Origin of the sequence: Sphingobium sp. B2D3C (assembly GCF_025961835.1) — a bacterium.
Classification (GTDB): Bacteria; Pseudomonadota; Alphaproteobacteria; order Sphingomonadales; family Sphingomonadaceae; genus Sphingobium.
The window spans coordinates 216,998-242,639 of the sequence record NZ_JAOQOK010000001.1; the positions used below are offsets into that span (position 1 = coordinate 216,998).

Annotated in this window: 23 protein-coding genes; 9 read left to right on the top strand and 14 right to left on the bottom strand. The window is 65.8% G+C overall.

The genetic code is table 11. The annotated features are described in order from the left end of the window. Positions 1–134 precede the first annotated feature (134 nt). From M2339_RS00945 to lon, 6 genes are all read left to right on the top strand, one after another. Positions 135–677 (top strand): sigma-70 family RNA polymerase sigma factor, encoded by a 543-nt coding sequence (locus M2339_RS00945; protein WP_264587800.1) that lies wholly within the window; start codon positions 135–137, stop codon positions 675–677. Further along, on the top strand, positions 667–1,650 hold the full coding sequence (locus tag M2339_RS00950; protein ID WP_264587799.1) for a FecR family protein: 984 nt from the start codon (positions 667–669) through the stop codon (positions 1,648–1,650). The genes M2339_RS00945 and M2339_RS00950 overlap by 11 nt, the downstream gene beginning before the upstream one ends. After that, positions 1,632–4,109 (top strand): TonB-dependent receptor, encoded by a 2,478-nt coding sequence (locus M2339_RS00955; RefSeq protein ID WP_264587798.1) that lies wholly within the window; start codon positions 1,632–1,634, stop codon positions 4,107–4,109. Before M2339_RS00950 ends, M2339_RS00955 begins: the two co-directional genes overlap by 19 nt. 176 nt (positions 4,110–4,285) lie before the next feature. Continuing rightward, positions 4,286–5,881: an AbgT family transporter gene (locus tag M2339_RS00960; RefSeq protein ID WP_264587797.1), complete on the top strand. Its 1,596-nt coding sequence runs from the start codon at positions 4,286–4,288 to the stop codon at positions 5,879–5,881. 116 nt (positions 5,882–5,997) lie between these two features. Continuing rightward, positions 5,998–6,414: an Hsp20/alpha crystallin family protein gene (locus M2339_RS00965; protein WP_264573540.1), complete on the top strand. Its 417-nt coding sequence runs from the start codon at positions 5,998–6,000 to the stop codon at positions 6,412–6,414. Further along, complete coding sequence (gene lon / locus M2339_RS00970) at positions 6,414–8,858, top strand: endopeptidase La (RefSeq protein ID WP_264587796.1); 2,445 nt, start codon at positions 6,414–6,416, stop codon at positions 8,856–8,858. Before M2339_RS00965 ends, lon begins: the two co-directional genes overlap by 1 nt. A gap of 154 nt (positions 8,859–9,012) precedes the next feature. Here the strand turns inward: lon and M2339_RS00975 are convergent, their stop codons facing one another. From M2339_RS00975 to M2339_RS01010, 8 genes are all read right to left on the bottom strand, one after another. Then, a complete protein-coding gene (locus M2339_RS00975; protein WP_264587795.1) occupies positions 9,013–9,438 on the bottom strand; it encodes a VOC family protein in 426 nt (141 codons plus the stop codon). Between the two features lie 15 nt (positions 9,439–9,453). Next, positions 9,454–9,990, bottom strand: coding sequence for a nuclear transport factor 2 family protein (locus M2339_RS00980; protein ID WP_264573537.1), 537 nt, complete (start codon positions 9,988–9,990; stop codon positions 9,454–9,456). Positions 9,991–10,012: 22 nt separating this feature from the next. After that, on the bottom strand, positions 10,013–10,609 hold the full coding sequence (locus M2339_RS00985; RefSeq protein WP_264587794.1) for a nuclear transport factor 2 family protein: 597 nt from the start codon (positions 10,607–10,609) through the stop codon (positions 10,013–10,015). Positions 10,610–10,698: 89 nt separating this feature from the next. Then, positions 10,699–11,394, bottom strand: coding sequence for an aspartate/glutamate racemase family protein (locus tag M2339_RS00990; RefSeq protein ID WP_264571221.1), 696 nt, complete (start codon positions 11,392–11,394; stop codon positions 10,699–10,701). Between the two features lie 19 nt (positions 11,395–11,413). Next, positions 11,414–12,832 (bottom strand): NAD(P)(+) transhydrogenase (Re/Si-specific) subunit beta, encoded by a 1,419-nt coding sequence (locus M2339_RS00995; protein ID WP_264587793.1) that lies wholly within the window; start codon positions 12,830–12,832, stop codon positions 11,414–11,416. Further along, complete coding sequence (locus M2339_RS01000; RefSeq protein ID WP_264573533.1) at positions 12,832–13,116, bottom strand: NAD(P) transhydrogenase subunit alpha; 285 nt, start codon at positions 13,114–13,116, stop codon at positions 12,832–12,834. Before M2339_RS01000 ends, M2339_RS00995 begins: the two co-directional genes overlap by 1 nt. Positions 13,117–13,140: 24 nt before the next feature. Then, on the bottom strand, positions 13,141–14,277 hold the full coding sequence (locus M2339_RS01005) for a Re/Si-specific NAD(P)(+) transhydrogenase subunit alpha (RefSeq protein WP_264587792.1): 1,137 nt from the start codon (positions 14,275–14,277) through the stop codon (positions 13,141–13,143). 23 nt (positions 14,278–14,300) lie between these two features. Further along, positions 14,301–14,423: an aa3-type cytochrome c oxidase subunit IV gene (locus M2339_RS01010; protein ID WP_181560539.1), complete on the bottom strand. Its 123-nt coding sequence runs from the start codon at positions 14,421–14,423 to the stop codon at positions 14,301–14,303. 147 nt (positions 14,424–14,570) lie between these two features. Here M2339_RS01010 and M2339_RS01015 point away from each other — a divergent pair, with 147 nt between their 5' ends. Then, positions 14,571–16,022, top strand: a complete 1,452-nt coding sequence (locus tag M2339_RS01015) for a sigma-54-dependent transcriptional regulator (protein ID WP_264587791.1) — start codon at positions 14,571–14,573, stop codon at positions 16,020–16,022. 148 nt (positions 16,023–16,170) lie between these two features. Here M2339_RS01015 and murA read toward each other — a convergent pair whose 3' ends face one another. Both murA and M2339_RS01025 read right to left on the bottom strand, forming a co-directional pair. Next, positions 16,171–17,454 carry a UDP-N-acetylglucosamine 1-carboxyvinyltransferase gene (gene murA / locus M2339_RS01020; protein WP_264573530.1) on the bottom strand — a complete coding sequence of 428 codons (1,284 nt, stop codon included), beginning with the start codon at positions 17,452–17,454 and terminating at the stop codon, positions 16,171–16,173. A gap of 60 nt (positions 17,455–17,514) precedes the next feature. Further along, positions 17,515–18,081 (bottom strand): HNH endonuclease, encoded by a 567-nt coding sequence (locus tag M2339_RS01025; protein WP_264573529.1) that lies wholly within the window; start codon positions 18,079–18,081, stop codon positions 17,515–17,517. Between the two features lie 96 nt (positions 18,082–18,177). Between M2339_RS01025 and gluQRS the strand changes: the two genes are divergently transcribed. Then, complete coding sequence (gene gluQRS, locus M2339_RS01030) at positions 18,178–19,068, top strand: tRNA glutamyl-Q(34) synthetase GluQRS (RefSeq protein ID WP_264571215.1); 891 nt, start codon at positions 18,178–18,180, stop codon at positions 19,066–19,068. 24 nt (positions 19,069–19,092) lie between these two features. After that, positions 19,093–19,329: a twin transmembrane helix small protein gene (locus M2339_RS01035; RefSeq protein ID WP_181560534.1), complete on the top strand. Its 237-nt coding sequence runs from the start codon at positions 19,093–19,095 to the stop codon at positions 19,327–19,329. Positions 19,330–19,397: 68 nt separating this feature from the next. On the opposite strand, the gene M2339_RS01040 is transcribed toward M2339_RS01035, so the two are convergent. The 4 genes from M2339_RS01040 to M2339_RS01055 form a co-directional block, all read right to left on the bottom strand. Further along, positions 19,398–21,701: an arylsulfatase gene (locus tag M2339_RS01040; protein WP_264587790.1), complete on the bottom strand. Its 2,304-nt coding sequence runs from the start codon at positions 21,699–21,701 to the stop codon at positions 19,398–19,400. Positions 21,702–21,830: 129 nt separating this feature from the next. Then, positions 21,831–22,688, bottom strand: coding sequence for an SMP-30/gluconolactonase/LRE family protein (locus M2339_RS01045; protein WP_264587789.1), 858 nt, complete (start codon positions 22,686–22,688; stop codon positions 21,831–21,833). An 18-nt stretch (positions 22,689–22,706) separates the two neighbouring features. Next, on the bottom strand, positions 22,707–24,503 hold the full coding sequence (locus M2339_RS01050; protein ID WP_264587788.1) for an IlvD/Edd family dehydratase: 1,797 nt from the start codon (positions 24,501–24,503) through the stop codon (positions 22,707–22,709). Then, positions 24,500–25,609 carry an aldose epimerase family protein gene (locus M2339_RS01055; RefSeq protein ID WP_264572300.1) on the bottom strand — a complete coding sequence of 370 codons (1,110 nt, stop codon included), beginning with the start codon at positions 25,607–25,609 and terminating at the stop codon, positions 24,500–24,502. The genes M2339_RS01050 and M2339_RS01055 overlap by 4 nt, the downstream gene beginning before the upstream one ends. Positions 25,610–25,642 lie beyond the last annotated feature (33 nt).

Genomic DNA, 25,642 nt, shown 5'->3' on the forward strand with positions numbered 1-25,642 from the left:
AGCCTGTGTGGAGCGGGCCGCACCGGCCCTTGCGTGGTGGTGTCAGCGGGCTATACCGCGCAGGAGTTTCAGGTGCGACCCGGGACACAGGGTGCCGGGCGATGAAGGCACAGGGAAGCCACAACGGACGGACCATGAGAGGTGAAACGGGAACCGATACCGGTCCTGTCGAAGGGCAGGGGCTGGCCAGTGCGCTGATGGCGCATCGCGTCCAGCTCATCCGCTTTCTGGTTGCCCATGGCGCCGGGGATGCCGCCGAGGATCTGTTTCAGGAATTGTGGATGCGCGTCACCCAGCGCCCTACCGGCCCGGTCGGCAATCCGCTGGGCTATCTGTATCGCGCCGCCAACAACCTCATGGTCGATCGCTATCGTGCCGAGCGGCAGGCGCGGGCCCGAGATCAGGCCTGGACGGAGGCGCGCGGCACGGGGGAGGTCGTACCCGAGCCGACTGCGGAAGCGCAGCTGATTGCGCGCGAGGATTTGCGGCGGTTCGACCGCGCGCTGGACGCGCTGGGCACGCGCGCTTCGCAGGTTTTCCGCCGCTATCGCCTCGATGGCGTGCCCCAACGTCAGATTGCCGCCGAGCTGGGGGTAAGCCTCAGCACGGTCGAGAGCGATCTGCGCCGTGCTTATGCTGCCCTGCTGGCCGCAAGGAGACAGTCCGATGACGCATGATCGGCAGGCGGGGATGGACCCGGCGGACGCAGCGGCCATCGACTGGCTGATGCGCCAGCGCGATCCGGCCTTCAATGCTTGGGAGGCCTTCACTGATTGGCTCGAGAGCGATCCAGACCATGCGACCGCCTATCACCAGCTCGCCGCGCTGGATGCCGATCTTGATACCTTGCCCGCCCGCCCCGAGGACATCTGGCCGGAGGGTGGCGCCGTAGCGCGGGACGGGGGTCGGGCTGCCTCGCCCACGCCGCCTACGCCGCGCCGGATCAGCCGTCGGCTGTGGGTCGGCGGTGCGCTCGCTGCTTCGATCGCGGGCATGGTCGGCATTGGCATGTTTCAGGCGTCGTCGGATAGCTACCGGGTGAAGACCCCACTGGGCCGCTCGCAAGTGGTCACCCTTGTCGATGGCAGCGAGATTGCGGTGAACGGCGGCTCCTCGGTCAAGCTCAGCCGCAGCGATCCGCGCCGGATCGAGCTGGAGGAAGGGCAGGTGCTCGTCTCCGTCGTCCACAAGGATGCTGCGCCGTTCCGGGTTTCGGTCGGCGGCGCCGAGCTGGTCGATGTCGGCACGGTGTTCGATGTCGCGCGCAATGACGGGCGGATCAGCGTGGCCGTGTCGGAAGGTGCGGTGGTCTACAATCCGCGCGGCGCGGCGATCCGCGTCGATGCCGGCTATCGCTTCACCGCCCGCGATGATGGCAGCGCGACGGACCTGAGCGCGGTCAGTCCCGCAGCGGTAGGCGGCTGGCGCGCCGGCCAGCTCGTCTATGATGGCGTGCATCTGGATGATGTCGCGGCGGAAGTTGCGCGCACCACCGGCATTGCCCTGCGCACCACGCCGGCGGCGGCGGGCATTCGCTTCCGCGGGGCCCTGCGCACCGATCTGCCCGAGGAACGGCTGGTGAACGATCTGGCGGCGCTCTCCGGCACCTCTGCGACAAAGGAAAGCGGAGGGTGGACGCTCTCAAGATAGCTCGTGCCCCGCTGGCGCTGTTCGCCACGGCGGCGCTGCTGGGCGTCGCCGGGCCGGCCGCCGCGCAGGCGCCGCAGACCCGGCCCATCGACGTGCCTGCAGGGCGCTTGTCCGATCGGGTGCCGCAACTCGCGCGGCAGGCGGGCATCAGCATCAGTGTGACCAGCGACGCGCTCTGGCGCACAAAGGTCAAGCCCGTGCGCGGCACCATGACGCCGGCCGAGGCCATTGCGCGGATGCTGGCCGGCACGCGCAGCCGGGCCGTGCAGTTGAGCGCCACGAGCTGGCGGATCGATGCGGTGAGCGCGCCCGCTGCCGTAGCGCAGGCGCAAAGGCCCAGGCGTCCGGTCGCTCCGCCACCCCCTCCGGCCCCGCCGGCCGAAGTGGAATCCTTCGTCGTCACCGCCAGCAAGCTCGATCAGCGCTATGAGGATTATCCGGGCGCCGTGCATCTGCTGGATGGCGCAGACCTGCGGTTTGGCGGTGAGCGCGGCACAGACTCCATCGCCTCGCGCTTGGCCAGTGTCGCCTCCACCCATCTGGGCTCCGGACGCAACAAGCTGTTCATCCGGGGCATCGCCGATTCCAGCTTCACCGGGCCAACGCAGGCGACGGTCGGGCAATATCTGGGCGATTTGCGCCTCACCTATAATGCGCCGGACCCGGACCTGCGCCTGCAGGACATCAAGCAGGTCGAGGTGCTGGAAGGCTCTCAGGGCACGCTCTATGGTGCGGGCTCCCTCGGCGGCATCATCCGGCTGGTGCCCAATGATCCTGATCCGCGCGGGTTCACTGTTGAGACCAGTGCCGGGCTCAGCGTCACCCAGCATGGCGAGCCGGGCGCCGATGTCGCCGCGACCGTCAACATGCCGATCGGTACGCGCGGCCATGCCCTGCGCCTGACCGGCTATGGCATCACCGACGGCGGCTATATCGACAATCCGGTACGCGGCGTGAACGATGTCAACCGCACGCGCATCGCTGGCGGGCGCGCCGTGCTGCGGCTGGACCTGGGCGATGCATGGACGGTGGATGTCGGCGGCATCTATCAGTCGACGCTCATCGACGATTCCCAATATGCCGACCGCGATGCCCCGCCGCTCACCCGCAACAGCTTTGTGGTCGAGGATGCCAATGCCGATTATGGCATGGCGACGCTGGTGGTCCGCAAGGATTTCGGCGCGCTGCGCTTCCAATCCTCCAATGCCTATGTCAGCCACGGTCTGGACGAGCGCTTCGATGCGACGCGGACCGACACGCTCCCACGCGTGTTCGAGCAGCGCAACCGAACGCGGATGCTGACCAGCGAGACCCGGCTATGGCGCCCGGTCGAAAATGGCTTTGGCTGGGTGCTGGGCATCAGCGCCATCGACAATGAGGCCGAGCAGCGCCGCGCCTTCGGGCTCACCACGCTGCGGGCCGCTGCCACCGGCGTGCGCAATCGCGTCACGGAGCTGACCGGCTATGGCAAGCTCAGCGTCGAGGTGTCGCGCGGCATTTTGCTGAGCGGCGGCGGGCGGATCACGCACAGCCGGCTGAGCGGCAGCGCGGAGGATGTGCAGCCGCTGTTCGCCCTGCAGGGCGGCGATATTGTTGCGGGCCGGACCGAAACCAAGCTGCTGCCCTCCGGCGAGGTGCTGGCGCATCTGGTGCCGGGGCTCACCGTCTATGCCCGCTATGAGGAGGGCTTCCGGCCCGGCGGCCTTGCCATCGAATCCCAGTTCGTCCGCCAGTTCCGCAACGATCACATCCAGAGCCTGGAAGGCGGGGTGCGGATGGGCAGCGCTTATTATGGCTTCGCGGCCAGCCTTTCGGCCGCTTACGCCTATTGGCGCGACATCCAGGCCGATTTCATCGACGGCAATGGGCTGCCGACCACGGCCAATATCGGCAATGGCCGCATCACCTCCATAGCCGGCAGCCTCTCGCTCTTCCCGCTCGAGGGACTGCAGATCGATCTCAATGCCGTCTACAATCACAGCCGTGTCATTGCGCTGACGCCCGAGGCGTTCCGGCTCGCCGCGCTGCGGGCCACCGATTTGCCGGTGACCAACGCCCTGGCCCAACTTCCCGCTTTGGGCTCGCTGGGCCAGCTTAGCGCGGATGCCTCGCCCGGCAGCATTCCCAATGTCGCGGAATATGCGGCGCAGGCCCGCATCGATTATCGCGTGCTGCTGGGTGCGGCGGACCTGCGGCTGGCCGGCTGGCTCAAATATATCGGCCCCTCGCGCCTTGGCATCGGGCCGGTGCTGGGCGATGAGCAAGGCGATTATGTCGATACCGGCGTCACCGCCCGCTACGGCGATGCGCGACGGGGGGTGACGCTGTCGCTCACCAACCTGCTGGACACAACCGGCAACCGCTTCGCGCTCGGCACGCCCTTTGGCACCGGCACCGGCGGCTACACCACCCCCCAGCGCCCGCGCACCGTGCGCATTGCGGTGGATTATCGCTACTAGGTCTCACGCGTGCTCCTGCGGAAGCAGGAGCCCAGGGCCCAACCGACCACCTTATCTGCCCGAGGCTCCTGCTTTCGCAGGAGCACTGGATCGCCTCCAGCCCACCACCCGCCTTGCCCCGCTCGCGCCGTCGGGTTAGCACAAGCCAAGCGATCACAATCACATAGCGAGGGCTCGTGGCACAGGCGGGGACGGACAGCGCACCAAAGGGTATCCTCGGCTGGATCGAGCGGACGGGCAACAAGCTGCCCGATCCGGTGTTCATCTTCTTCTACCTCATCCTCGCGCTGGTACTGATCTCGCTCGCCGCCGCGCTGGCCGGCCTGTCGGCCGTGCACCCGACGCAGGTCGATGCGCAAACCGGCGCGCCGGTGACGATCACGGCACAAAGCCTGCTCGGCGCGGAGAATATCCGCCGCCTGTGGGTCGAGATGCCCGCCACCTTCACCCATTTCCACCCACTCGGCTATGTGCTGGTGGTGATGCTCGGCGCGGGCGTGGCCGAGCGCTCCGGCCTGTTCGGCACTGCCATGCGCGCCAGCGTCGCCAATGCACCGGCGATGCTGCTGACGCCGATGGTCGCCTTCGTCGCCATGATGGGCAATCTCGCCGCAGATGCGGCCTATGTCGTGCTCGTACCGCTGGCCGGCATCATCTATGCGGCGGCCGGTCGCCATCCCGTCGCCGGGATCGCGGCCGCCTTTGCCGGCGTGTCCGGCGGCTTCTCGGCCAATCTCCTGCCCGGCCAGCTCGACGCGCTGCTCTTCGGCATCACCCAGCAGGCCGCGCAGTTGCTGGATGCCGACTGGCAGATGAACATTGCCGGCAACTGGTTCTTCATGGCCGCTTTGCTCATCCTCTACATCCCGGTCATCTGGTACGTCACCGACCGGATCATCGAGCCACGCCTTGGCGGCTATGTGCCGCAGGGCGAGGCGGCGATGATTGCGGGCACGCCGGATGCCACCGCCGAACAGCGCCTCACCACCGCGCAGCGCAAGGGCCTGCGCCACGGCGGCCTGGCGATGCTGGCGGTGGTCGCACTCTGGGCGATCATGGCGCTGATGCCGGGTGCGCCACTGGTCGATGCAAATGCAGCGGTGCCGGAGGCGCGACTGACGCCCTTCTACCAGTCGCTGGTCGGCGGCTTCTTCCTGCTCTTCCTTGCCGGCGGCTGGGCCTATGGCAAGGCGGCGGGCACCATCGCCGATCATCGCGACGTGGTGAAGATGATGAGCGGGGCGATGGGCGACCTTGCTTATTATCTCGTCCTCGCCTTCGCGGCGGCGCATTTCGTGGCGATGTTCGGCTGGTCCAATCTCGGCCTCATCTTCGCGATTCACGGCGCCGGCGGTCTGCAGGCCGTCGCCTTGCCGACGCCGGTGCTGCTGCTCCTGATCGTGCTGTTTACCACCGTGCTCAATCTGTTCGTGGGCTCGGCCAGCGCAAAATGGGCGCTGCTCGCCCCGGTGCTGGTGCCGATGCTGATGCTGCTCGGGATCAGTGCGGAGACGACGACGGCCGCCTATCGCGTCGGCGATGGGGCGACCAACATCATCTCGCCGCTGATGGTCTATTTCCCGCTGATCCTCATTTATTGCCAGCGCTGGGTGCCGAGCTTCGGCCTTGGCAGCCTTGCGGCGGTCATGCTGCCTTATTCCCTCTGGCTGCTGCTCTTTGGCGGGGCACTGCTCGCCGGCTGGACGCTCCTCGACCTACCGCTCGGGCCGAACGCGCCCGTGCATCTGCCTGCGGTGCTGCCCGGCAGCTGATTGCTGCCTGGGCTTTCCCCGCGCCCTTCTGCCGGGCTTGAAATCGGCCCGGCGAGCAACCTTATTGGATGCACGCCGCGCATCTCGCCCGGTGACCCAAGGGGAAGAGGGCGCGCATGACTTCGCGGAACAGGCACTGGATGTGGGCCGATGCGGTCGACCTGCTGGATCGTATGCAGCGCCTCCAGCAGCAGAATTATGCGCCCGTCCGCGCCGCCAGCGGTCCGCCGGCCTGGGAGCCACCCGCCGACATGATCGAGACGGCGCATGAGGTGCTGGTCATCGTGGCGCTGCCCGGCGTCGATGCCGAGAAGGCGGAGGCGTTCATCGAGGATGGCGTGCTCATCGTGCGCGGCCAGCGCATCCTGCCGCCGGAGCTGCGCACCGCGCGCATTCATCGCCTCGAATTGCCGCAGGGCCGCTTCGAGCGCCGCCTGCCGCTCCCCGGCGGCCAGTATCAAGGCGTGCGTCGCGCCGCCGTGAATGGCTGCCTGCTCGTTACGCTCAGCAAGGTCGATGGAGGCCGCTTCTGATGGACGTTCTGACCACGAACACCGCCAATCCCACGTCCACCGGCGCCGCGCAGCCCCAGGGCGCCGCGCCCGGCGAGACGCAGCCTTTCCGCCCGCTGCCGGAGGATGCGATCATCATCGTCCCCGTGCGCGGCTTCGTGCTGTTCCCTGATGTGGTGATGCCGCTGGCGCTCAGCCGGGCCATCTCGGTCAACGCCGCACAGGCTGCGGTGCGCGAGAGCCTGCCGATTGGCGTGCTCACCCAGCGCGATGCGGGCGTCGACGCCCCCGTCCCTGCGGACATGCACGCCATGGGCACGCTCGCCAATGTGCTGCGCTATGTGACGGCGCCCGATGACACCCATCACCTCATCCTGCAGGGCGAAACGCGCTTTCGCATTGTCGAGTTTCTGGAAGGCTGGCCGTTCATGGTCGCGCGGGTCGAGAAGCTCGCCGAGCAGGAGGACAAGACGCCGGACGTCGAGGCGCGGCTGATCCATGTGCGCAAACAGGCGCTGGAGACGGTGCAGCTGCTGCCGCAGGCGCCGCAGGGTCTGGCCGAGGCGATCCAGAACATCGCGTCGGCATCGACGCTGGCCGATACCGTTTCCGCCTATCTGGACGTGGATACCACCCAGAAGCAGGAACTGCTGGAGACTGTCTCGCTGCCGGCGCGGCTGGACCGTGTCTCACGGCTGCTGGAGCAGCGCCTGCAGGTGCTGCGCCTCTCGGCCGAGATCGGCAAGGACGTGCAGGAGACGCTGACCAGCCGTCAGCGCGAAGCGATCCTGCGCGAGCAGATGGCCGCCATCCAGCGCCAGCTTGGCGAGGACGATGGCCGTGCGGCGGAAATCGCGGAGCTGACCGAGAAGATCGAGGCCGCCAAGATGCCCGAGGCGGTCGAGAAGGAAGCGCGCAAGGAACTGCGCCGGCTCGAGCGGATGCCCGAGGCCGCCGCCGAGCATGGCATCATCCGCACCTATCTCGACTGGCTGACGGAACTGCCGTGGGACATTCCCGAAGAGCAGCCCATCGACATCGCCAAGGCGCGCGAGACGCTCGATGCGGATCATTACGGCCTCGACAAGATCAAGCGGCGGATCGTCGAATATCTCGCCGTGCGCAAGCTCGCGCCCGGCGGCAAGGCGCCGCTCCTGTGCTTCGCCGGCCCGCCCGGCGTCGGCAAGACCTCGCTCGGCCAGTCCATCGCGCGAGCCATGGGCCGCCCGTTCGAGCGCGTGAGTCTGGGCGGCGTGCATGACGAGTCGGAGATTCGCGGCCACCGCCGGACCTATGTCGGCGCCATGCCCGGCAACATCATCCAGGCGATCCGCAAGGCCGGGCGGCGCGATTGCGTCATCATGCTGGACGAGATCGACAAGATGGGGCGCGGTGTGCAGGGGGATCCTTCGGCCGCCATGCTCGAAGTGCTCGACCCCGAGCAGAACGGCAGCTTCCGGGACAATTATCTCGGCGTGCCGTTCGATCTCTCGCGCGTGGTGTTCATCGCCACGGCCAACATGCTGGACACGATCCCCGGCCCGCTGCGCGACCGCATGGAGATCATCACCCTCTCGGGCTATACCGAGGATGAGAAGCTGGCGATTGCCCAGCGCTATCTCGTCGCGCGCCAACTCGCCGCCAATGGCGTTACGGCCGAGCAGGTGACGGTGGACGATGCCGTGCTGAGCGAGATCATCCGCTATTACACCCGCGAGGCGGGCGTGCGGAACCTGGAGCGGGAGATCGGCAAGACCATCCGCAACGCCGCCGTGCGGATTGCCGAGGGCAGCGCCGCGCAGGTCTCCATCGACGTCGATGATCTGCACGAGGTGCTGGGCGACCGCATCTTCGAGAATGAGGTGGCGCAGCGCACCAGCGTGCCCGGCGTGGCCACCGGCATGGCCTGGACGCCCGTCGGCGGCGACATCCTGTTCATTGAGGCAACGAAGATGTCAGGCTCCGGCCGGCTCATCCTCACCGGCCAGCTCGGCGACGTGATGAAGGAAAGCGCGCAGGCGGCGCTGAGCTTGCTCAAGAGCCGAGCCGACAGCCTCGGCGTCTCGGCGGAGCTGTTGGAGAAGAGCGACATTCACGTCCATGTCCCCGCCGGCGCCACGCCCAAGGACGGGCCAAGCGCGGGCGTCGCCATGTTCATGGCGCTCACCTCCCTGCTCACCGGCCGCACGGTGCGCAGCGATACCTCGATGACCGGGGAGATTTCCCTGCGCGGTCTTGTGCTGCCGGTAGGCGGTATCAAGGAGAAGGTCGTCGCCGCCGCGAGTGCCGGCATCACCCGCGTCATGCTCCCCGCCCGTAACAAGCGCGACTATGACGACATTCCCGCCAATGCGCGGGAGAAGCTGGAGTTCATCTGGCTGGAGACAGTCGAGGATGCGCTCGCGGCGGGGCTGGACGATCCGATCTTGCTTGCCAAGGAGCCTGCCGAGCCGACGGACGCCTGACGTCCATCAGCCCCTCCCCTTCAGGGGAGGGGAAGGGGGTGGTGGCGATGCGCAGCATCGCTCGCATTGCGAACATTCGTGGGCGGTGAGCCCTACCCCAACCCCTCCTCTGAAGGGGAGGGGCTAAGGCGCGCGCAGACAGCTTAACCCCCATTCACAGCGCGAAGGTCACGCGCCCCTCGGCATCGATCGGCCAGGCCGGATTCCAAGCAATCTCCCAGGCATGGCCGTCAGGATCGGCAACATAGCCGCGCATCCCGCCATGGGGCGGCGCGTCGGCGGCGCGCAGCAGCTCGCCGCCGGCCTCGACAAGCCGGGCAATCAGCGGCGCAACCTCCGCCTGCGTCGCGACATTATGCGCCAGCGCCACCGGAGCAGCGCCATGGCTAGCCACTGGGCGCTGCATGTCCTGCGCCAGCGCGTCCTTCGCCCAAAGCCCGAGGACGAAGCCGTTCATCTGGTAGAAGAGGATGTCCTCCCCCTCGTACACCGGCGTCCAGCCGAAACCCTCGCGATAAAAGCGCCGCGCGCGTGCCAGATCGCCGATGCCCAGCGTGATGACGGCGACCTGTTGCTGCACGGGCGGCCTCCGCTCTTAGTCCTTTACCGCGACATTGCGCAGCTGGATCAGCCACTTGCCATTGACGCGCACCACATCGTCCCGCCCGCGACCGGCAGCGGCGAGCCGCGGCGGGGGATTGAGCGCGCGGTCGGCGAACACCGTCTGCCAGTAATAATTCACCTGCGCATGGTCACGGTCGATGAAGGTGATGGTCTGGTTGCTCATCATGTGGTGCATCGCGCCGATATGCTCGCCCTTGGCCCGGCGCTCCTCCTGGCTGGTCTTCATGGCGGTGATCATCTTGCGCAGCGCTTCGCTGCCCTTGACGTCGTTGAAGGCGCCGTCGGGCGTGAACTGCGCGGCATAGGCCTCGGCATTCAAGCTGTCGGCCGCGCGCACATAATCCCACATCAGCTTCTCGATCTGGGTGCGATCCTGCACTTCCTGAAGGATGCGGGCGTGATCGGCCTGATCGCCATGCCCGGCATGTTGCGCGAGCAGTGGGGCAGGCTGCGCGACCAGCATGAGTGCGCTCAGCGCCACGCCGGTCAGAGTTGTGCGTGTCGTCATTTGTCCTCTCCCTGTTTATGATTCAGCCGGCCGGCGGCGGCACGGGCTGGGACGGCGCGGCGGGCGCGGCCGTCGGGGCTGCGGCGGGCGGCGGGGCGGCGGGCAGCGTCGCCGGGTCCCAATGCTCGTCGGCCTTGCCATCGACAAAGCGCCACATGTCGAACCAGGTCGTCGTGTAGGTCTTGGAAGGATCGTTGGGATAGGGCACTTCCCGCACGAAGCTGACCGTCACAAAATCACCCTCGGCCTGCACCGCCACCACCGGCGTCTTCATCTTCTCAGGGATCGGCGTGGGCGTGCGCTTGGCGACGTTCATGAAGAAGTCCATCACGGCCTTGAGGCCTGAACCCGCCATCGGATTATGCTGGATGTAGCGATCGGTGAGGTACAGCGGCGCGCGGTCCCAGTGATTGGCCTCCAGCAACTCCTTCACGATCTTGAGCGCGGTCTGCTTGTTGCGATGCAGCTTCGGGTCGGGACTCGTGAACAGCGATTCGGGGTCGGGATGCGCCACCACCGCGTCATTGAGTGCACGCATCTGAGCATGAGCAGGGGCCGTGCTCAGCAGCAGCGCGGCGGCGATCAAAGGCAACGAGATCTTGGTTGGGGAGACTCGCATCGGGCAGATCCTCTCGCTTGGTCTTTCAAACCATTAGGACCGTATGTATCGCCCGGTGCGAACCCCGGCACAAGCCCAAAGCGGCCCGGCTATTTGCCCAGCACGAAGCGGGCGCCGGCCTCGGCATGGATGGTCGTGCTGTCGTAGATCGGCAGCACATTGGCATTCACGTCCACGATCAGGTCGAGCTCCGTGCACGCGAGAACCACGGCCTGCACATCCTCCTTGGCGATGTTGGTCAGCTCGGTCTTCATGTAGCGCTCGGCCTCGCGGGTGATGATGCCGGCCGCCAGCTCGGTATAGACGAGCTTGTCGATGCCCTCGGCCAGATCGGCCTCGGCGGGCAGCAGTGAGACGCCGCCCTCCTGCACCAGATGCTGGCGATAATCGCGGTCGCTCATCACATTGCTGGTGCCGACCAGCGCGACCGATTTCACCTTGTCCGCCTTCAGCCGCGCACCAATCTCGTCGATGATGTGGATGACCGGCAGGTCCACGCTCGCCTCGATCTGCGGCACCACCTTGTGCAGGCTGTTGGCGCAGATCATCAGCGCTTCCGCGCCGGCCGCCTGCAGCCGCTTGGCTGCGCCGACCATGTGGCCGGCCCCGCAATCCCAGTCATTGGCCGAGGCGCAGCGGGCGACATCGGCAAAGTCGAGGCTGTCGATCAGCAGGGTCGCGCTGTGCAGCCCGCCCAGCTCGCGCTGCACGGAGCGGTTGATGAGGTCGTAATAGCGGGCCGTGGACGTCCAGGAGATGCCACCGATCAGTCCAAGCTTGCGCATCAAAACTCCATCTTGCGTGTCAGTGCCCGAGCGATTTGACGATCTCTTCGACCATCTTCTTGGCATCTGCGAGCAGCATCATCGTGTTGTCCATGTAGAAGACGTCATTGTCCACCCCCGCATAGCCCACGCCGCCCATGGAGCGCTTCACGAACAGCACGGTCTTGGCGTTGGCCACATCGAGGATCGGCATCCCGTAGATCGGCGAGGACTTGTCCGTCTTGGCCGCCGGATTGGTCACGTCATTGGCGCCGATGACGAAGGCGACGTCGGTCTGGGCAAACTCGCTGTTGATGTCCTCCAGCTCGAACACCTCGTCATAGGGCACATTGGCTTCGGCCAGCAGCACGTTCATATGGCCGGGCATGCGCCCCGCGACCGGGTGGATGGCATATTTGACGCTCACGCCCGCTGCCTTGAGCATGTCGCCCATCTCGCGGAGCGCGTGCTGCGCCTGGGAGACGGCCATGCCATAGCCCGGCACGATGATGACGCTGTCCGCCTGCTTCATCAGGAAGGCCGCGTCTTCCGCGCTGCCGCGCTTCCACGGGCGCTGCTCCTTCGCCTCGCCGTCACCGCTTGCCGCTTCCGCGCCGAACCCGCCAGCGATCACGGAAATGAAGCTGCGGTTCATCGCCTTGCACATGATGTAGCTGAGGATCGCACCGGAAGAGCCGACCAGCGCCCCGGTGATAATCATCGCGCTGTTGCCGAGCGTGAAGCCCATGGCGGCGGCGGCCCAGCCCGAATAGCTGTTCAGCATCGAGACCACGACCGGCATGTCGGCTCCGCCAATGGGGATGATGAGCAGGAAGCCGATGACGAAGGCGAGGACGAGGATGATCCAGAAGTCCATCGGCGCCTGGCTGTGCCAGAAGCCGTAGGTGAAGAAGAGGATCGCCAGCAGCGTGCCGATGTTGATGATGTGGCGCCCCGGCAGCAGGATCGGCTTGCCGCTCATATTGCCGTTGAGCTTGAGGAAGGCGATGACCGAGCCCGAGAAGGTGATCGCGCCGATCGCGACGCCCAGCGCCATCTCGATGCGGCTGGCGGCATGGATCGCCCCGGTCAGCTCGTCAGCAATGCCGAAGGACACCGGGCTGAGGAAGGCGGCGACGCCGACCAGCACGGCGGCAAGGCCGACAAGGCTGTGAAAGGCCGCGACGAGCTGCGGCATCGCCGTCATGGCAATCCGCCGCGCGATCACGAAGCCGAGCACGCCGCCGATGATGATCGCGATGCCGATGCGCGGCATTGCCACCGCATCATGCGTCGCCACGGTGGTGCCCACCGCGATGAACATGCCGAGCATGCCGAAGCGATTGCCGCGCCGGCTGCTCTCCGGGTTGGAAAGGCCGCGCAGCGCCAGAATGAACAGCACGCCGGAAATGAGATAGGCGAGGGCCGCCAGCGGCCCGACAGGCAGGAACGCCAGCATCACTTGCGCTCCTTCTTCTTGTACATCGCGAGCATCCGCTCGGTCACGGCAAAGCCGCCGAAGATGTTGATCGAGGCCAGCACCACACCGATCAGCCCCAGCCACTCAGCCAGCGGATTGCCAGCCTCCGCCGCCGCGATGAGCGCGCCGACGATGATGACCGAGGAAATCGCGTTGGTCACCGCCATCAGCGGCGTATGCAGTGCAGGCGTGACCGACCACACGACATAATAGCCGACGAAGCAGGCCAGCACGAAGATCGAAAGAATCGCAATGAAGTCCATGATTCTGGTCCCCTCCCATGGAGACTAGGTGCTGCTTGTCTGCAGCCTCTCGTTCACCACCTTGCCGCCCTGGGTGATGCGGATGCCTTTCACGATCTCGTCGTCATCCGGCAGCACCGGCGCATTGGCGTCCTTGTCCCAATAGGCAGACAGGAAATTATAGAGATTGCGCGCGAACAGCGCCGAGGTGTCCGCCGCGAGGCGCGAGGGCATGTTGCGGTGGCCGACGATCTTCACCCCATGGCGCTCGACGATTTCGCCTGGCACCGCGCCCTCGACATTACCGCCCTGCTCGACAGCCAGATCCACGATCACGCTGCCCGGCTTCATCGTCGCGATCTGCGCGTCCGAGATCAGGCGCGGCGCCGCGCGGCCAGGGATCAGCGCGGTGGTGATCACGATGTCCTGCTTGGCGATATGGCTGGAGACCAGATCGGCCTGCGCTTTCTGATATTCCGGCGACATTTCGGTGGCATAGCCGCCGCTGCCTTCGCCTTCGATGCCCTTCACCGCATCCACGAAGATCGGCTTGGCGCCGAGCGATTCGATCTGTTCCTTGGTCGCCGCGCGCACGTCCGTCGCGCTCACCTGCGCGCCGAGCCGGCGGGCGGTGGCGATGGCCTGCAGTCCCGCGACGCCCACGCCCATCACGAAGACACGGGCGGCGGAAACGGTGCCCGCAGCCGTCATCATCATCGGGAAGGCGCGGCCATATTCCGCAGCGGCGTCCAGCACCGCCTTGTAGCCCGAGAGGTTGGACTGGGAGGAGAGAATGTCCATGCTCTGCGCGCGGGTGATGCGCGGCATGAACTCCATGGCCAGCGCTTCCAGCCCGGCGGCCGCATAACGATCGATCCGTGCGCGCTCGCCAAATGGGTTGAGCGATCCGACCAGCCATGCGCCGGGCGCCGCGCCTGCAATGCTCTCGGGCTCCGGCCCCTGCACGCACAGGATAATGCCCGCGCTTTGCACGGCGGCGGCGCGGTCGGTCACCGTCGCCCCCGCGGCCTCATACTCGGCATCGGAGACGCTGGCAGAAAGGCCGGCGCCCGTTTCTACCGCCAGCTCTGCACCGAGCGCCTTGAATTTGCGGACGGTTTCGGGCGACGCGGCCACGCGCCGCTCGCCAGCGGCGGTCTCGCGAATAACGGCGATTTTCATGAACATCCCCCCGTTCGGAGGGATCAGGCGATGATCATGATGACGATGAGCGCGGCGATTGCGCTGAGAATCGTGCCCCACTTCATCAGCGTCACGAAGCCGCTGTAGCTGCCGGTTGCCTGATTCATGTCCTGTTCGTGCGCCATGGCTATCCTGTTCCAGATTGTCGTCTTCGCAATGTCCTAGCGGCATTATTTGGCGGCCTCAAGCAGCTTGCCGCAAAGACAGGTCGGCTTAACAGCCTCTTTACCCCCTCTCTTTAATTCCGTCGGCTGCAACGAGCGGAAGAGAGCATGACCGAACCCGAAAATCCTGTTCTGCTGCTGGTCGATGATGAGCCGGCGCAGCGCCGACTCAATATTGCCATGGCCCATCGGGCGGGCTGGCGCGCGATGAGCGCGAGCACGGCGGAGGATGCACTCGAGCTGCTCGATTCCCGTGAAGGCGCGCGCATCAATGCCGTGATGATCGACGACTGGACGCAGGAAGGCGAGGCCAGCGACCTCATCCGCGCCATCGGGGTCCGTCGCCCGCAATTGCCGGTTCTGGTTATCACCGCCAATGGCTCTGCCGAGCGGGCGGTGGATGCGATGCGGGCCGGCGCGCATGATTTCCTCATCAAGCCGATCGCGCCGGACAGTTTCCTGAGCGCCCTGCAGGCTGCGCTCAACCATGCCGGCAGCGCAGGGGAACTGCGTCCGCTCACCGAGAAGAACCGGGCACCGCTCGGCTTCGACGAGATTGTCGGCTCCTCGCCCACCTTCCGCTCTGCCCTGGCCATCGCCGCCAAGGCGGCGCGTGCCCGCGTGCCCATCCTCATCGAGGGGGAAAGCGGTGTCGGCAAGGAAGTTATCGCCCATGCCATCCACGCCGCCAGTCCGCGCGCCCGCGCGCCGATGGTCACGGTGAATTGCGGTGCGATTCCGTCGAATCTGGTCGAATCGGACCTGTTTGGCCACGAACGCGGCGCCTTTACTGGCGCGTTCGATCGGCATGTCGGCAAGTTCAGCACCGCCAATGGCGGCACGATCTTTCTCGACGAGATCAGCGAATTGCCGCTTGATGCGCAGGTCAAGCTGTTGCGGGTGTTGCAGGATGGCGAGATCCAGCCGGTCGGCGCGCGCTTGCCCAGTCAGGTCGACGTCCGTGTGATCGCCGCCACCAACAAGCGTCTGCTTGACGAGGTGGAGGCAGGGCGCTTCCGCGAAGACCTCTATTACCGCCTCAACGTCGTCCAGTTGACCATTCCGCCGCTGCGGGATCGTCGCGGCGATATTCCTGCGCTGGCGCGTCATCTGCTGGAGCGCGTCGTGGCGCAGCCGGGGATGCGCAGCCTCGGCATCACCAATGAGGCGATCAACCTGCTCGCCCTGCACGATTGGCCGGGCAATGTCCGCCAGTTGCACAACACGCTCTTCCGCGCGGCTGTGCTGTGCGAGGGGGATGCTCTTACAGCCGCGGATTTCCCGCAACTCTCCGGCAAACTCAACCAGAGCGAGCCGGTGCGGCGCGAGAACGGGCAGGTCACGCCCATGGTCCGCAACGCGCAGGAGAGCGGCATTGGCGTCACGCTCTACGAGCCGAACGGCCATCTGCGCGCGTTGGCCGATATCGAGGCCGATGTCATTCGCCTCGCCATCGGCCATTATCGCGGCCGCATGACGGAAGTGGCGCGTCGCCTCGGCATCGGCCGCTCGACGCTCTACCGCAAGCTGGCGGAACTGGGCATCGATACGGCGGCCTGAGAGGGCCGCTCTTACCCCTTTGCCGGTAAGATCGGCGGCAGAGTCATCCGCCGATTTCTATGACCGTCATTCCCGCGTTCGCGGGAATGACGAAAGATTAGCGATTAAAACGCCGTGCAGACCGCCCCATCAGACCTGCGGCGGGGGCTTACCCGTCGCTGTCGCGCTCGATGTCGGCGCCGACCGCGCTCAGTTTCTCTTCCAGCCGCTCATAGCCCCGGTCGAGATGGTAGACGCGGCTCACTACGGTTTCGCCCTGTGCGGCGAGGCCGGCGAGGATCAGGCTCATCGAGGCGCGCAGGTCGGTCGCCATCACGGGGGCGCCGGTCAGCTTTTCCACGCCGCGCACCACGGCGGTGCGGCCGTTCACGGTGATATCCGCGCCCATGCGAGCCAGCTCGGGCACGTGCATGTAGCGGTTCTCGAAGATCGTCTCTGTGAGCACGCTCGCGCCACCGGCCAGCGTCAGCATCGCCATGAATTGAGCCTGCATGTCGGTGGGAAAGCCGGGGTGCGGCGCCGTTGTCAGCGTCAGGGGCTTCAGCGGGCCGTCGGCCGCGACCTTGATGCCGGTCTTGCTTTCCTCAATGTGGACGCCGGCATCGCGCAGGCCCTTGAGGATCGCGTGCATGTCATCGGCATTGGCACCGATCAGATCCAGCTCCCCGCCGGTGATCGCAGCGGCGCAGGCATAGCTTCCCGCCTCGATACGGTCTGCCATCACCCGATAGGTGGTGCCATAGAGGCGCTGCTTGCCGTGGATGACGATCCGGTCCGTACCGATGCCCTCGATCTCGCAACCCATGGCGACAAGCAGGCCGCACAAGTCGACAATCTCAGGCTCGCGCGCGGCATTCTCGATGATCGTTTCGCCATTGGCGAGCGCCGCCGCCATCAGCGTGTTCTCGGTCGCGCCGACCGAGGGGAAGGGCAGGGTAACGAGCGCGCCCTTAAGGCCACCATCCGGCGCAATGGCGCGGACATAGCCATTGGCCATCTCGATCGTCGCGCCCAGCGTCTCAAAGGCGCGCAGGTGGAAGTCGATGGGGCGGTTGCCGATGGCGCAGCCGCCGGGCAACGACACGGTCGCCTCGCCGGTGCGCGCCAGCAGTGGCCCCAGCACAACGATGGAGGCGCGCATCTTGCGCACGATGTCATAGGGCGCGACCGATGAGGTGACGCGCGCGGCCTTGAGCGTCATCACCCGGCCGAAATCTTCCTGCCGGGATCCCTCGATGGTGGTCGATACGCCAAGCTGGTTGAGCAGATGGCCGAAGCTGTCCACGTCCGCCAGACGGGGCAGGTTGCGCAGGGTCACCGGCTCCTCGGTCAGCAGCGCGCAAGGCAGCAGCGTCAGCGCGGCGTTCTTCGCGCCGGAGATGGGGAGTTTGCCGGAGAGCGGCTTGCCGCCGCGGATGAGGATACGGTCCATCGCGGCTTCTTAGCGGCTCCAGAGCCGCGTGCAAGGGGCAGGCGGAGACGGGGTCCTGGCTCAGGCCAGCAGTTCCACATCCCAGTAGAGCCAGTCGTGCCAGCTCTCGTGCAGATGGTTGGGCGGGAAGGCGCGGCCATGGTCCTGCAACTGCCAGGTCGTCGGCCGGATCGGCATTTGGCGCAGCGGCATATGCGCCTCGCGCGGGGTGCGTCCACCTTTCCTGAGGTTGCACGGCGAGCAGGCGGTGGCGACATTCTCCCAGGTCGTGCGGCCACCCGCGCGGCGCGGCACGACATGATCGAAAGTGAGATCCTTGGTTGATCCGCAATACTGGCAGGAGAATTTGTCGCGCAGGAAGAGGTTGAAGCGGGTGAAGGCGGGATGCTCGCTCGGCCGCACATATTGCTTGAGCGCGATCACCGAGGGGATTTGCATCTGGAAACTCGGCGAATGAACTTCCTGCTCATAGCTGGAGACGATGTCCACCCGATCCAAAAAAACCGCCTTGATGGCGGTTTGCCAGGGCCAGAGGCTCAGCGGATAATAAGAAAGCGGGGTGTAGTCGGCGTTCAACACGAGCGCCGGGCAATTTTCTGGATGGCGTATTCGATCGGGATGATACATGCGCGCTCTTGCCCCTTTCGTTTCGCCGCACTCTCTCCAAGAGAAGCGTGACGTGCATATGACAGCAGAGACGATGAGTCTTCGTCAAGGCCTTGTATGATGGAAAACGACTCTCCACGACATGTGGTGACCCGTTTCGCGCCGAGCCCGACCGGGCGCCTGCACATCGGCCATGGCTGGTCGGCGTTGCAGGCTCATGACTTCGCGCGGGAAAATGCCGGCACCTTCCTGCTGCGCATCGAGGATACCGACGTCACCCGCTGCCGGCCCGAATTTACCGAGGGCATTTACGAAGACTTGCGCTGGCTCGGCATCGGCTGGGACGGGCTGATGATCCAGTCGACGCGCTTCGATGCCTATGAGCAGGCTCTGGACCGACTCAAAGCATCGGGCGTCGTCTATCCCTGCTTCTGCACGCGCGGCGATATCGCGCGAGAACTGGCCGCGAGCCTTCACGCCCCCCATGGCGCCGACGGGCCGCTCTATCCCGGCACCTGCCGCGCGCTGGCGCTGGAGGAGCGCGCGGCACGGATCGCGGCGGGCAATCCGCATAGCTGGCGGCTGGATATGGGCGCGGCGCTGGCGCGCACTGGTCCGCTGGTCTGGCAGGACGATTTTGCCGGCACCGTCCCGGTCGAGCCGGATGCGTTGGGCGATCTGATCATCAAGGGGCGGGACCGGCCAGCCAGCTATCATCTCGCGGTGGTGGTCGATGATGCGGCACAGGGCGTCACGCATGTCATTCGGGGGCGGGACGTGTTCGCCTCCACCCACGCCCATCGCACCCTGCAGGCGCTGCTCGGCCTCCCCAGTCCGCGCTACCGGCATCACCGGCTGATCGTGGATGCGGCGGGCAAGCGCCTTGCCAAGCGCGCCGATGGCCTGAGCCTTGCGGAGCTGCGCGATCAGGGCCTTTCCGGCCCGGCGCTCGCCGAAGATTTGCAGGCTGGCCGCTTTCCGGTTGGAATCAGGGTCGAAGCCTCCTAAATCGGGGCCACAAGGAGACAAGCTATGGGCAATGCCCTCATGATCATCCTGCTGGTGCTCGCCATGCTAGGCGCACTTTTCATGCTCGTTCGCGGCATTGTGACGTTCCTGCGCACGACCGAGGCGGAGCTGAAAGGCGATGGCACCGGCCCGAGCCAGTCCAGCCTGCGCCAGAACAAGGCGATGATGGGCCGCGTGACCTTCCAGGCACTCGCGATCCTGATCGTGGCCATTTTGCTGCTGGTCAACAGCGGCCGCTAAGCGGCCTGCATACCCCAAATGACATGGCCGCCCACCGATAGGCAGGCGGCCATGGGCAAGTGCTGGTCTCAGTAGCTGGTGATCGTCACCTTCTCGATCGTATCGGGGAAGTTCAGCGGCCCCGTGCGATCATCGATCAGCGCGTGGCCGATCATCGCTTCGCCGGTCACGATCTTGATGACGCGGGGGATCGAAGCTGTTGCTTGCGACTTGCCGTCGACCAGCAGCGAGATCGTCAGTCCTTCGCTCGCCGGGGCGATCTGGGCGGTGATCACATGGTCGCCGGCCCCGAGTGCTTGGGTGCCACGCAGGATCTTGCGTTCCTGTGCGCGGCCCGAGGGGTTGTAGGTAAAGACCGGCACGCCGTTCTCCATCGCGAGCGTATAACCCGCGAACTTCGCGCCCTGGGTCAGAATCGGCCCGCTGACCGCTGAGCCGGTGAGTTTGACACGGGCTTCGGCGGTCCAGTTGGGGTTGAGTTCCGGGAAGGTCACGGCCGGATAGCGGATGTCGCTCGTATAATAAGTGCGTGTCCGCTCCGGCGCGAGGGCGTTGGGGCGATATTTGTAGTTCAGCCGCTCGAAGAAGTCGGCCGAGAGCGGATAGACATGGAACTTCTGGGCCGCCGCCTCGAAGTCCGCCTTCAGTTCGGCCAGCTTGTCGGGATATTGCGCGGCGACATTGCGGGTCTGCGACCAGTCCTCGTTGAGATTATACAACTCCCAGCCGGCCTTGGTCGGGTCGGTCTTGTTCGGTCCCCATGGTTCCCAATTGACCTCGGTGCCGGCGAACCAGCCATCCTTGTAATAGCCGCGGCTCCCCAGCATCTCGAAATACTGCTCACGCCGTTGCGACGGGGCTTTGGGGGCATCGAAACTGTACTTCATCGAAATGCCGTCGATCGGCTGCTGGGCCACACCGTCCACCGTGGCCGGCGGGGTGATCCCCACCACGTCATAGATGGTCGGCGCGATGTCGATGACATGGCTGAACTGGGTGCGGATGCCGCCTTTGTCCTTGATCTTGTCAGGCCAGGAGACGACCATCCCCACACGCAGCCCGCCGAGCTGGGAGGCGACCGTCTTGCCCCATGGGTAGGGCGTGTTGAGCGCATAGCCCCAGCCGACCGGATAGTTGCCGAAGCTCTCCTCCGTACCGAACTTGTCCTTTTGCGGCAGAAGCGTCTCGGGCGTTTCCTTGATGCCGGCGAACTGCGAGTAAGCGTTGATCGAGCCGTACATATTGTGCAGCGCCGCGCCGTTGTCGCCGTTGATGAAGATCACCAGCGTGTTGTCCAGCTCGCCATCCTGGCGCACCCGCTCGATCACGCGACCCAGTTGATTGTCGAAGAAGGCAAGCTGCGCGGCGGCCACTTCCATCATATGCGCGTAGAGCGCCTTCTGATCGGCAGGCAGGCTATCCCAGCGCGGCACGCCGGGCAGGGGCGGCGCCATGCGGGCGTCCTTGGGGATGATGCCCATGGCTTTCTGACGCGCGAAAATCTGGTCGCGCATCTTGTCCCAGCCCATGTCGAACTTGCCCTTGAACTTGGCCACCCAATCGGCCGGGGCCTGCTGCGGACCGTGCATGGCGCCGGGCGCGACATACAGGAAGAAGGGCTTGTTCGGGTCCTGCGCCTGCTGCGCGCCCAGCCAGCCCAGCATCTTGTCGGTCATATCGCGGTCGAAGATATAATTATCGTCCGTCCGGTCGCGCCGCACGGGGTTGATATTCTCGACAATGGTCGGGTTGAACTGATCGGCACCCGCGCCGTTGAACCCGTAGAAATAATCGAAGCCCAGGCCAATCGGCCAGCGCTTGAACGGACCCATCGGCCCGGTTTCCCAGTCGGGGATATTGTGGTTCTTGCCGAACCACGACGTGTCATAGCCATTATCGCGCAGCACACGGCCTATCGTCGCGGCGCTGTCCGGCATCACGGAGGTATAGCCCGGGGCATCGATCGACACGTTGGAGATCGATGCATTGCCGACGGCATGGTGGTTGCGGCCGGTGAGCAATGCGGCGCGCGTCGGCGAGCACATGGCGGTGGTGTGGAAGCGCGTGTAGCGCAGGCCGGAGGCAGCGAGACTGTCGAACACCGGCGTCGGAATGGGGCCGCCATAAGAGGTGGAGGCGCTGAAGCCCACATCGTCCATAAGGACGAGGATGATATTGGGGGCACCCTTGGGGGCCTTGGTCGGCTGCGGATAATAGGTCCAGTCAGGGCCGACCGGCGGCGACGCCTGCTGCGAATTCGCGCCTTGTTGTGCCATCGCGGCGGAAAGCCCAAGGCCCGCACATGCCGCGATAATCAGCCGGCTGGCGCCATGCCACGCGGCTTTGGACGCCATCTTCCTTGAATAGCTCATCGTTCCTCTCCCTATTTTGAACCACCTTGTCATGCGGAGAGGCAGGTAGAAGCAACGGCCTGTGAGGCTATAAGTTATAGCTACTCGCTAATAGGATCAGGGCAGGACGGATGAGGCTTGGCGTCGATGTCAGGCCGGAAAGAGGCCCGGCGCGACACCCTTGAACCGCGTCTCGATCTCGAACAGGGCGCCATCATAGTCGGACGGAGGCAGGCCGGTCGCCGCAGAGGTCACGAAAAGCCGGTCGAGCTTCTCACCGGCAAAGGCGATATTGGTGATCTGGGATGCGGGTAGCGCAATGCTGTGATCCAGCGTGCCATCGGGGCGGAAGCGGCTCACCCGGCCGGCGCCCCAATGAGCGACCCACAGCCCGTCCTCGGCATCGACAGTCATGCCGTCCGGCCCGCCGTCTCCCTCGCCAAAGCGGACGAAGACCTCGCGGTCGGTAATGCCGCCATCGGGCGTGCGCGCGAACCGGTAGATGAGCCCGCGCATGGTATCGGTGTGGTAGAGCCAGCGGCCGCAGGTTGAGAAGGCGGGGCCGTTGGTGACGGTGTAGCCGCTGTCCATCGGCGTCCAGCGACCATCCGGTGTGAACCGGTAGAGCGTGCCGCTTTCACCCTCGATCCGGCTGTGCATGGTGCCGCACCAGATCGTCCCGCTGGCATCGGCCTTGCCGTCGTTCATGCGATTGTCCGGCAGATACGGCTCGGGGTTGCCGATCGGCTCGATGATCAGCGGATCGAGCGAGAGCCGCGCAAAGCCGCTCGCGAACCCGGCAATGAAACCGCCCTGATCACGCTCCACCACCCAGCCCAGCCGCTCAGGCATCGCCCAGCGGTCGACCGTGCCATCGGCGAGCGAGAGCCGGTTGAGAGCCGGCGCGAGAATGTCCGTCCAGTAGAGCGCGTTGTCGCGCCCGCTCCACAGCGTCCCCTCGCCAAGCTCGTCGCGCACGTCGCGCTCGACGATCCGCCAGCCCGTCATCCTGCTGCCCTTTCGGCCTTAGTGATTGTCGCGCGGCAGGCCCTGGGTTTGCGCGATGCGCTGGAACTGCTCGCTGCCTTCCAGAATCGCGCCCTTGTCCAGCTGCCCGACAAGCGAACGCTGGATGTCCTGCCATGGGGTCTGGGACGCGGGATAGGCATAGCCACCCTTGGCTATCAGGGCTTCACGGCGCTCGGCAAGCTCCGCGTCGGCGATCAGCACATCCACCGTGCAGGCATTCAGGTCCATGCGCACCCGGTCACCGTCGCGCAACAGGGCGAGACCGCCCATGGCCGCCGCTTCCGGGCTGGCATTGAGGATCGACGGGCTGGCACTGGTGCCGGACTGGCGCCCGTCGCCGATGCAGGGCAGGGCGCTGATTCCTTCCGTAATGAGATAGGCCGGCGGCCGCATGTTCACCACCTCCGCCGCGCCGGGATAGCCGATGGGGCCGGCGCCGCGCATGAAGAGCAGGGTGTTCTCGGTGATGCCGGTGGCCGGATCATCGATGCGCTTGTGATAATCCTCCGGGCCGTCGAACACGATGGCGGGGCCTTCGAACACGCCCGGCGCGTCCGGGTTGGAGAGGTAGCGGTCGCGGAATTCCTGGCTGATCACGCTGGTCTTCATGATGGCGGCATCGAACAGATTGCCGCTCATCACCAGAAAGCCGGCGTCCTCGACCAGCGGCTGCTCGAACGGATGGATGACGCGCTCGTCCATGATGCGCGCATCCCGGCAATTGTCGCCCATGCTGGCGCCGTTCACGGTCAGCGCGCCTTCGCGGATCAGGCCGTGGCGGATGAGCTGCGCGACCACGGCGGGCACGCCGCCGGCGCGATAATAATCCTCGCCCAGATATTCGCCGGCCGGCTGGAGGTTGACCAGCAGCGGCACCTTGTGGCCGAGCCGCTCCCAATCCTTGAGCGGCAGATCGACGCCGATATGGCGCGCAATCGCCGCGAGGTGGATGGGCGCATTGGTCGAGCCGCCGATGGCCGAATTCACCACGATGGCATTGTGGAAGGCGTCGAGCGTCAGAATGTCGGACGGCTTGAGGTCTTCCGCCACCATCTCGACAATGCGCTTGCCGGTGCGCCAAGCCACTTCCTGCCGGTCGCGATAGGGCGCCGGAATGGCGGCGGAGCCCGGCAGCATCATGCCCAGCGCCTCGGCCAGGCTGTTCATGGTCGTCGCCGTGCCCATGGTGTTGCAATAGCCGGTTGAGGGGGCCGAGGAGGCGACCAGCTTGATAAAGCCTTCATCATCGATCTCGCCGGCGGCGAGCATCTGCCGCGCTTTCCATACGATGGTGCCCGATCCGGTGCGCTCGCCCTCATGCCAGCCGTTCAGCATCGGGCCGACGGAGAGCGCAATCGCGGGAATGTTCACCGTGGCGGCGGCCATCAACGCGGCGGGCGTGGTCTTGTCGCAGCCGGTGGTCAGCACCACGCCATCGAACGGGTAGCCATACAGCGCCTCCACCAGACCGAGATAGGCGAGGTTGCGGTCCAGCCCGGCGGTGGGGCGCTTGCCCGTCTCCTGAATGGGGTGGACCGGGAATTCGATGGCGATGCCGCCGGCCTCGCGAATGCCCTCGCGCACCCGCTCGGCCAGCACGAGATGGTGGCGGTTGCAGGGCGAGAGGTCGCTGCCGGTCTGGGCGATGCCGATGATCGGCTTGCCCGAGCGCAGTTCCTCGAGGCTGAGCCCGAAATTCAGGTAACGCTCCAGATAGAGCGCCGTCATGTCGATATTGTCGTCATTGTCGAACCATGCGCGCGAGCGCAGGCGCGAGCCCTTGGGGTCTGTCATTTGTGGTGCGTGCCCTGCTGAATTGAAACGCGGTAGATCATGGCGTGCCGATAGGGCTTGCCTGGATCGACGCGGGCGGAAATGAAATCGGGATGGTTCGGCGCATCCGGGAATTTCTGCGGTTCGAGCGCGATGCCATCCCCCATGCGATACAGGCGGCTGCTCTTGCCGGGGACCGTGCCATCCAAGAAATTCCCGGCGTAGAATTGCACGCCCGGCTCGGTCGTCAGCACTTCGAGGACGCGCCCGGAGGCGGGGTCTTCAAGGCGGGCGGCTAGTTCGGGCTTGGCCGTCACGCCCTTGTCGAGCGCGAAATTATGATCATAGCCCCGGCCTGCGCGGATCTGATCGTCCCGGCCATCGCGAATGTCCTGCGCGATGCGGCGCGGCTTGCGAAAATCGAAAGGCGTGCCGGCCACCGGGCGCAACTCGCCGGTGGGGATCAGCTTGGCATCAACGGGCGTGAAGGCCTTGGCGGGTATGGTCAGCAACTGGTCGAGCGCGCCGCCGGGTGACTCCTCGCCGGCCATGTTGAACAGCGCATGGTTGGTCATGTTCACGATGGTCGGCTTGTCCGTCCTGGCCTCGAAGGCAATGCCGAGCGCGCCGCTCTCATCCAGCGTGTAAGTGGTGGTAACGTCCAGCTTGCCGGGGTAGCCGGCATCGCCATCCGGGCTGACATGGGCGAGCACGACACGCGCGGTCGGGCCGCTCTCCACCGAGACGACCTTCCACACGGCGCGATCGAAGCCCTTGCCGCCGCCATGCAGCGAATTGGTGCCGTCATTTTGCGTCAGCTGGTAGGTCTTGCCATCCAGCGCGAACCGGCCATTGGCGATGCGGTTGGCGAAGCGCCCGACGGTAACGCCAAGATAGTTGGGGTGCGCTTCATATTGGGCCGCACTGTCGAATCCGAGCACGACATCGGCCCGCTTGCCGTCTCGCCCGGGGACGAGCAGCGACTGCAGCGTGGCGCCATAAGTGATGATCTTCGCTTCCACGCCTTGCGCGTTCTTGAGCGTGATCGCCTCAATGGCGGTGCCATCGGCGAGGGTGCCGGCAGCTGCGCGGTGCGCCTCGGCGGCCTGAACCACGGAAACCGGCATCGCCATCGCCAGCGTTCCGGAGATGATCGCTAT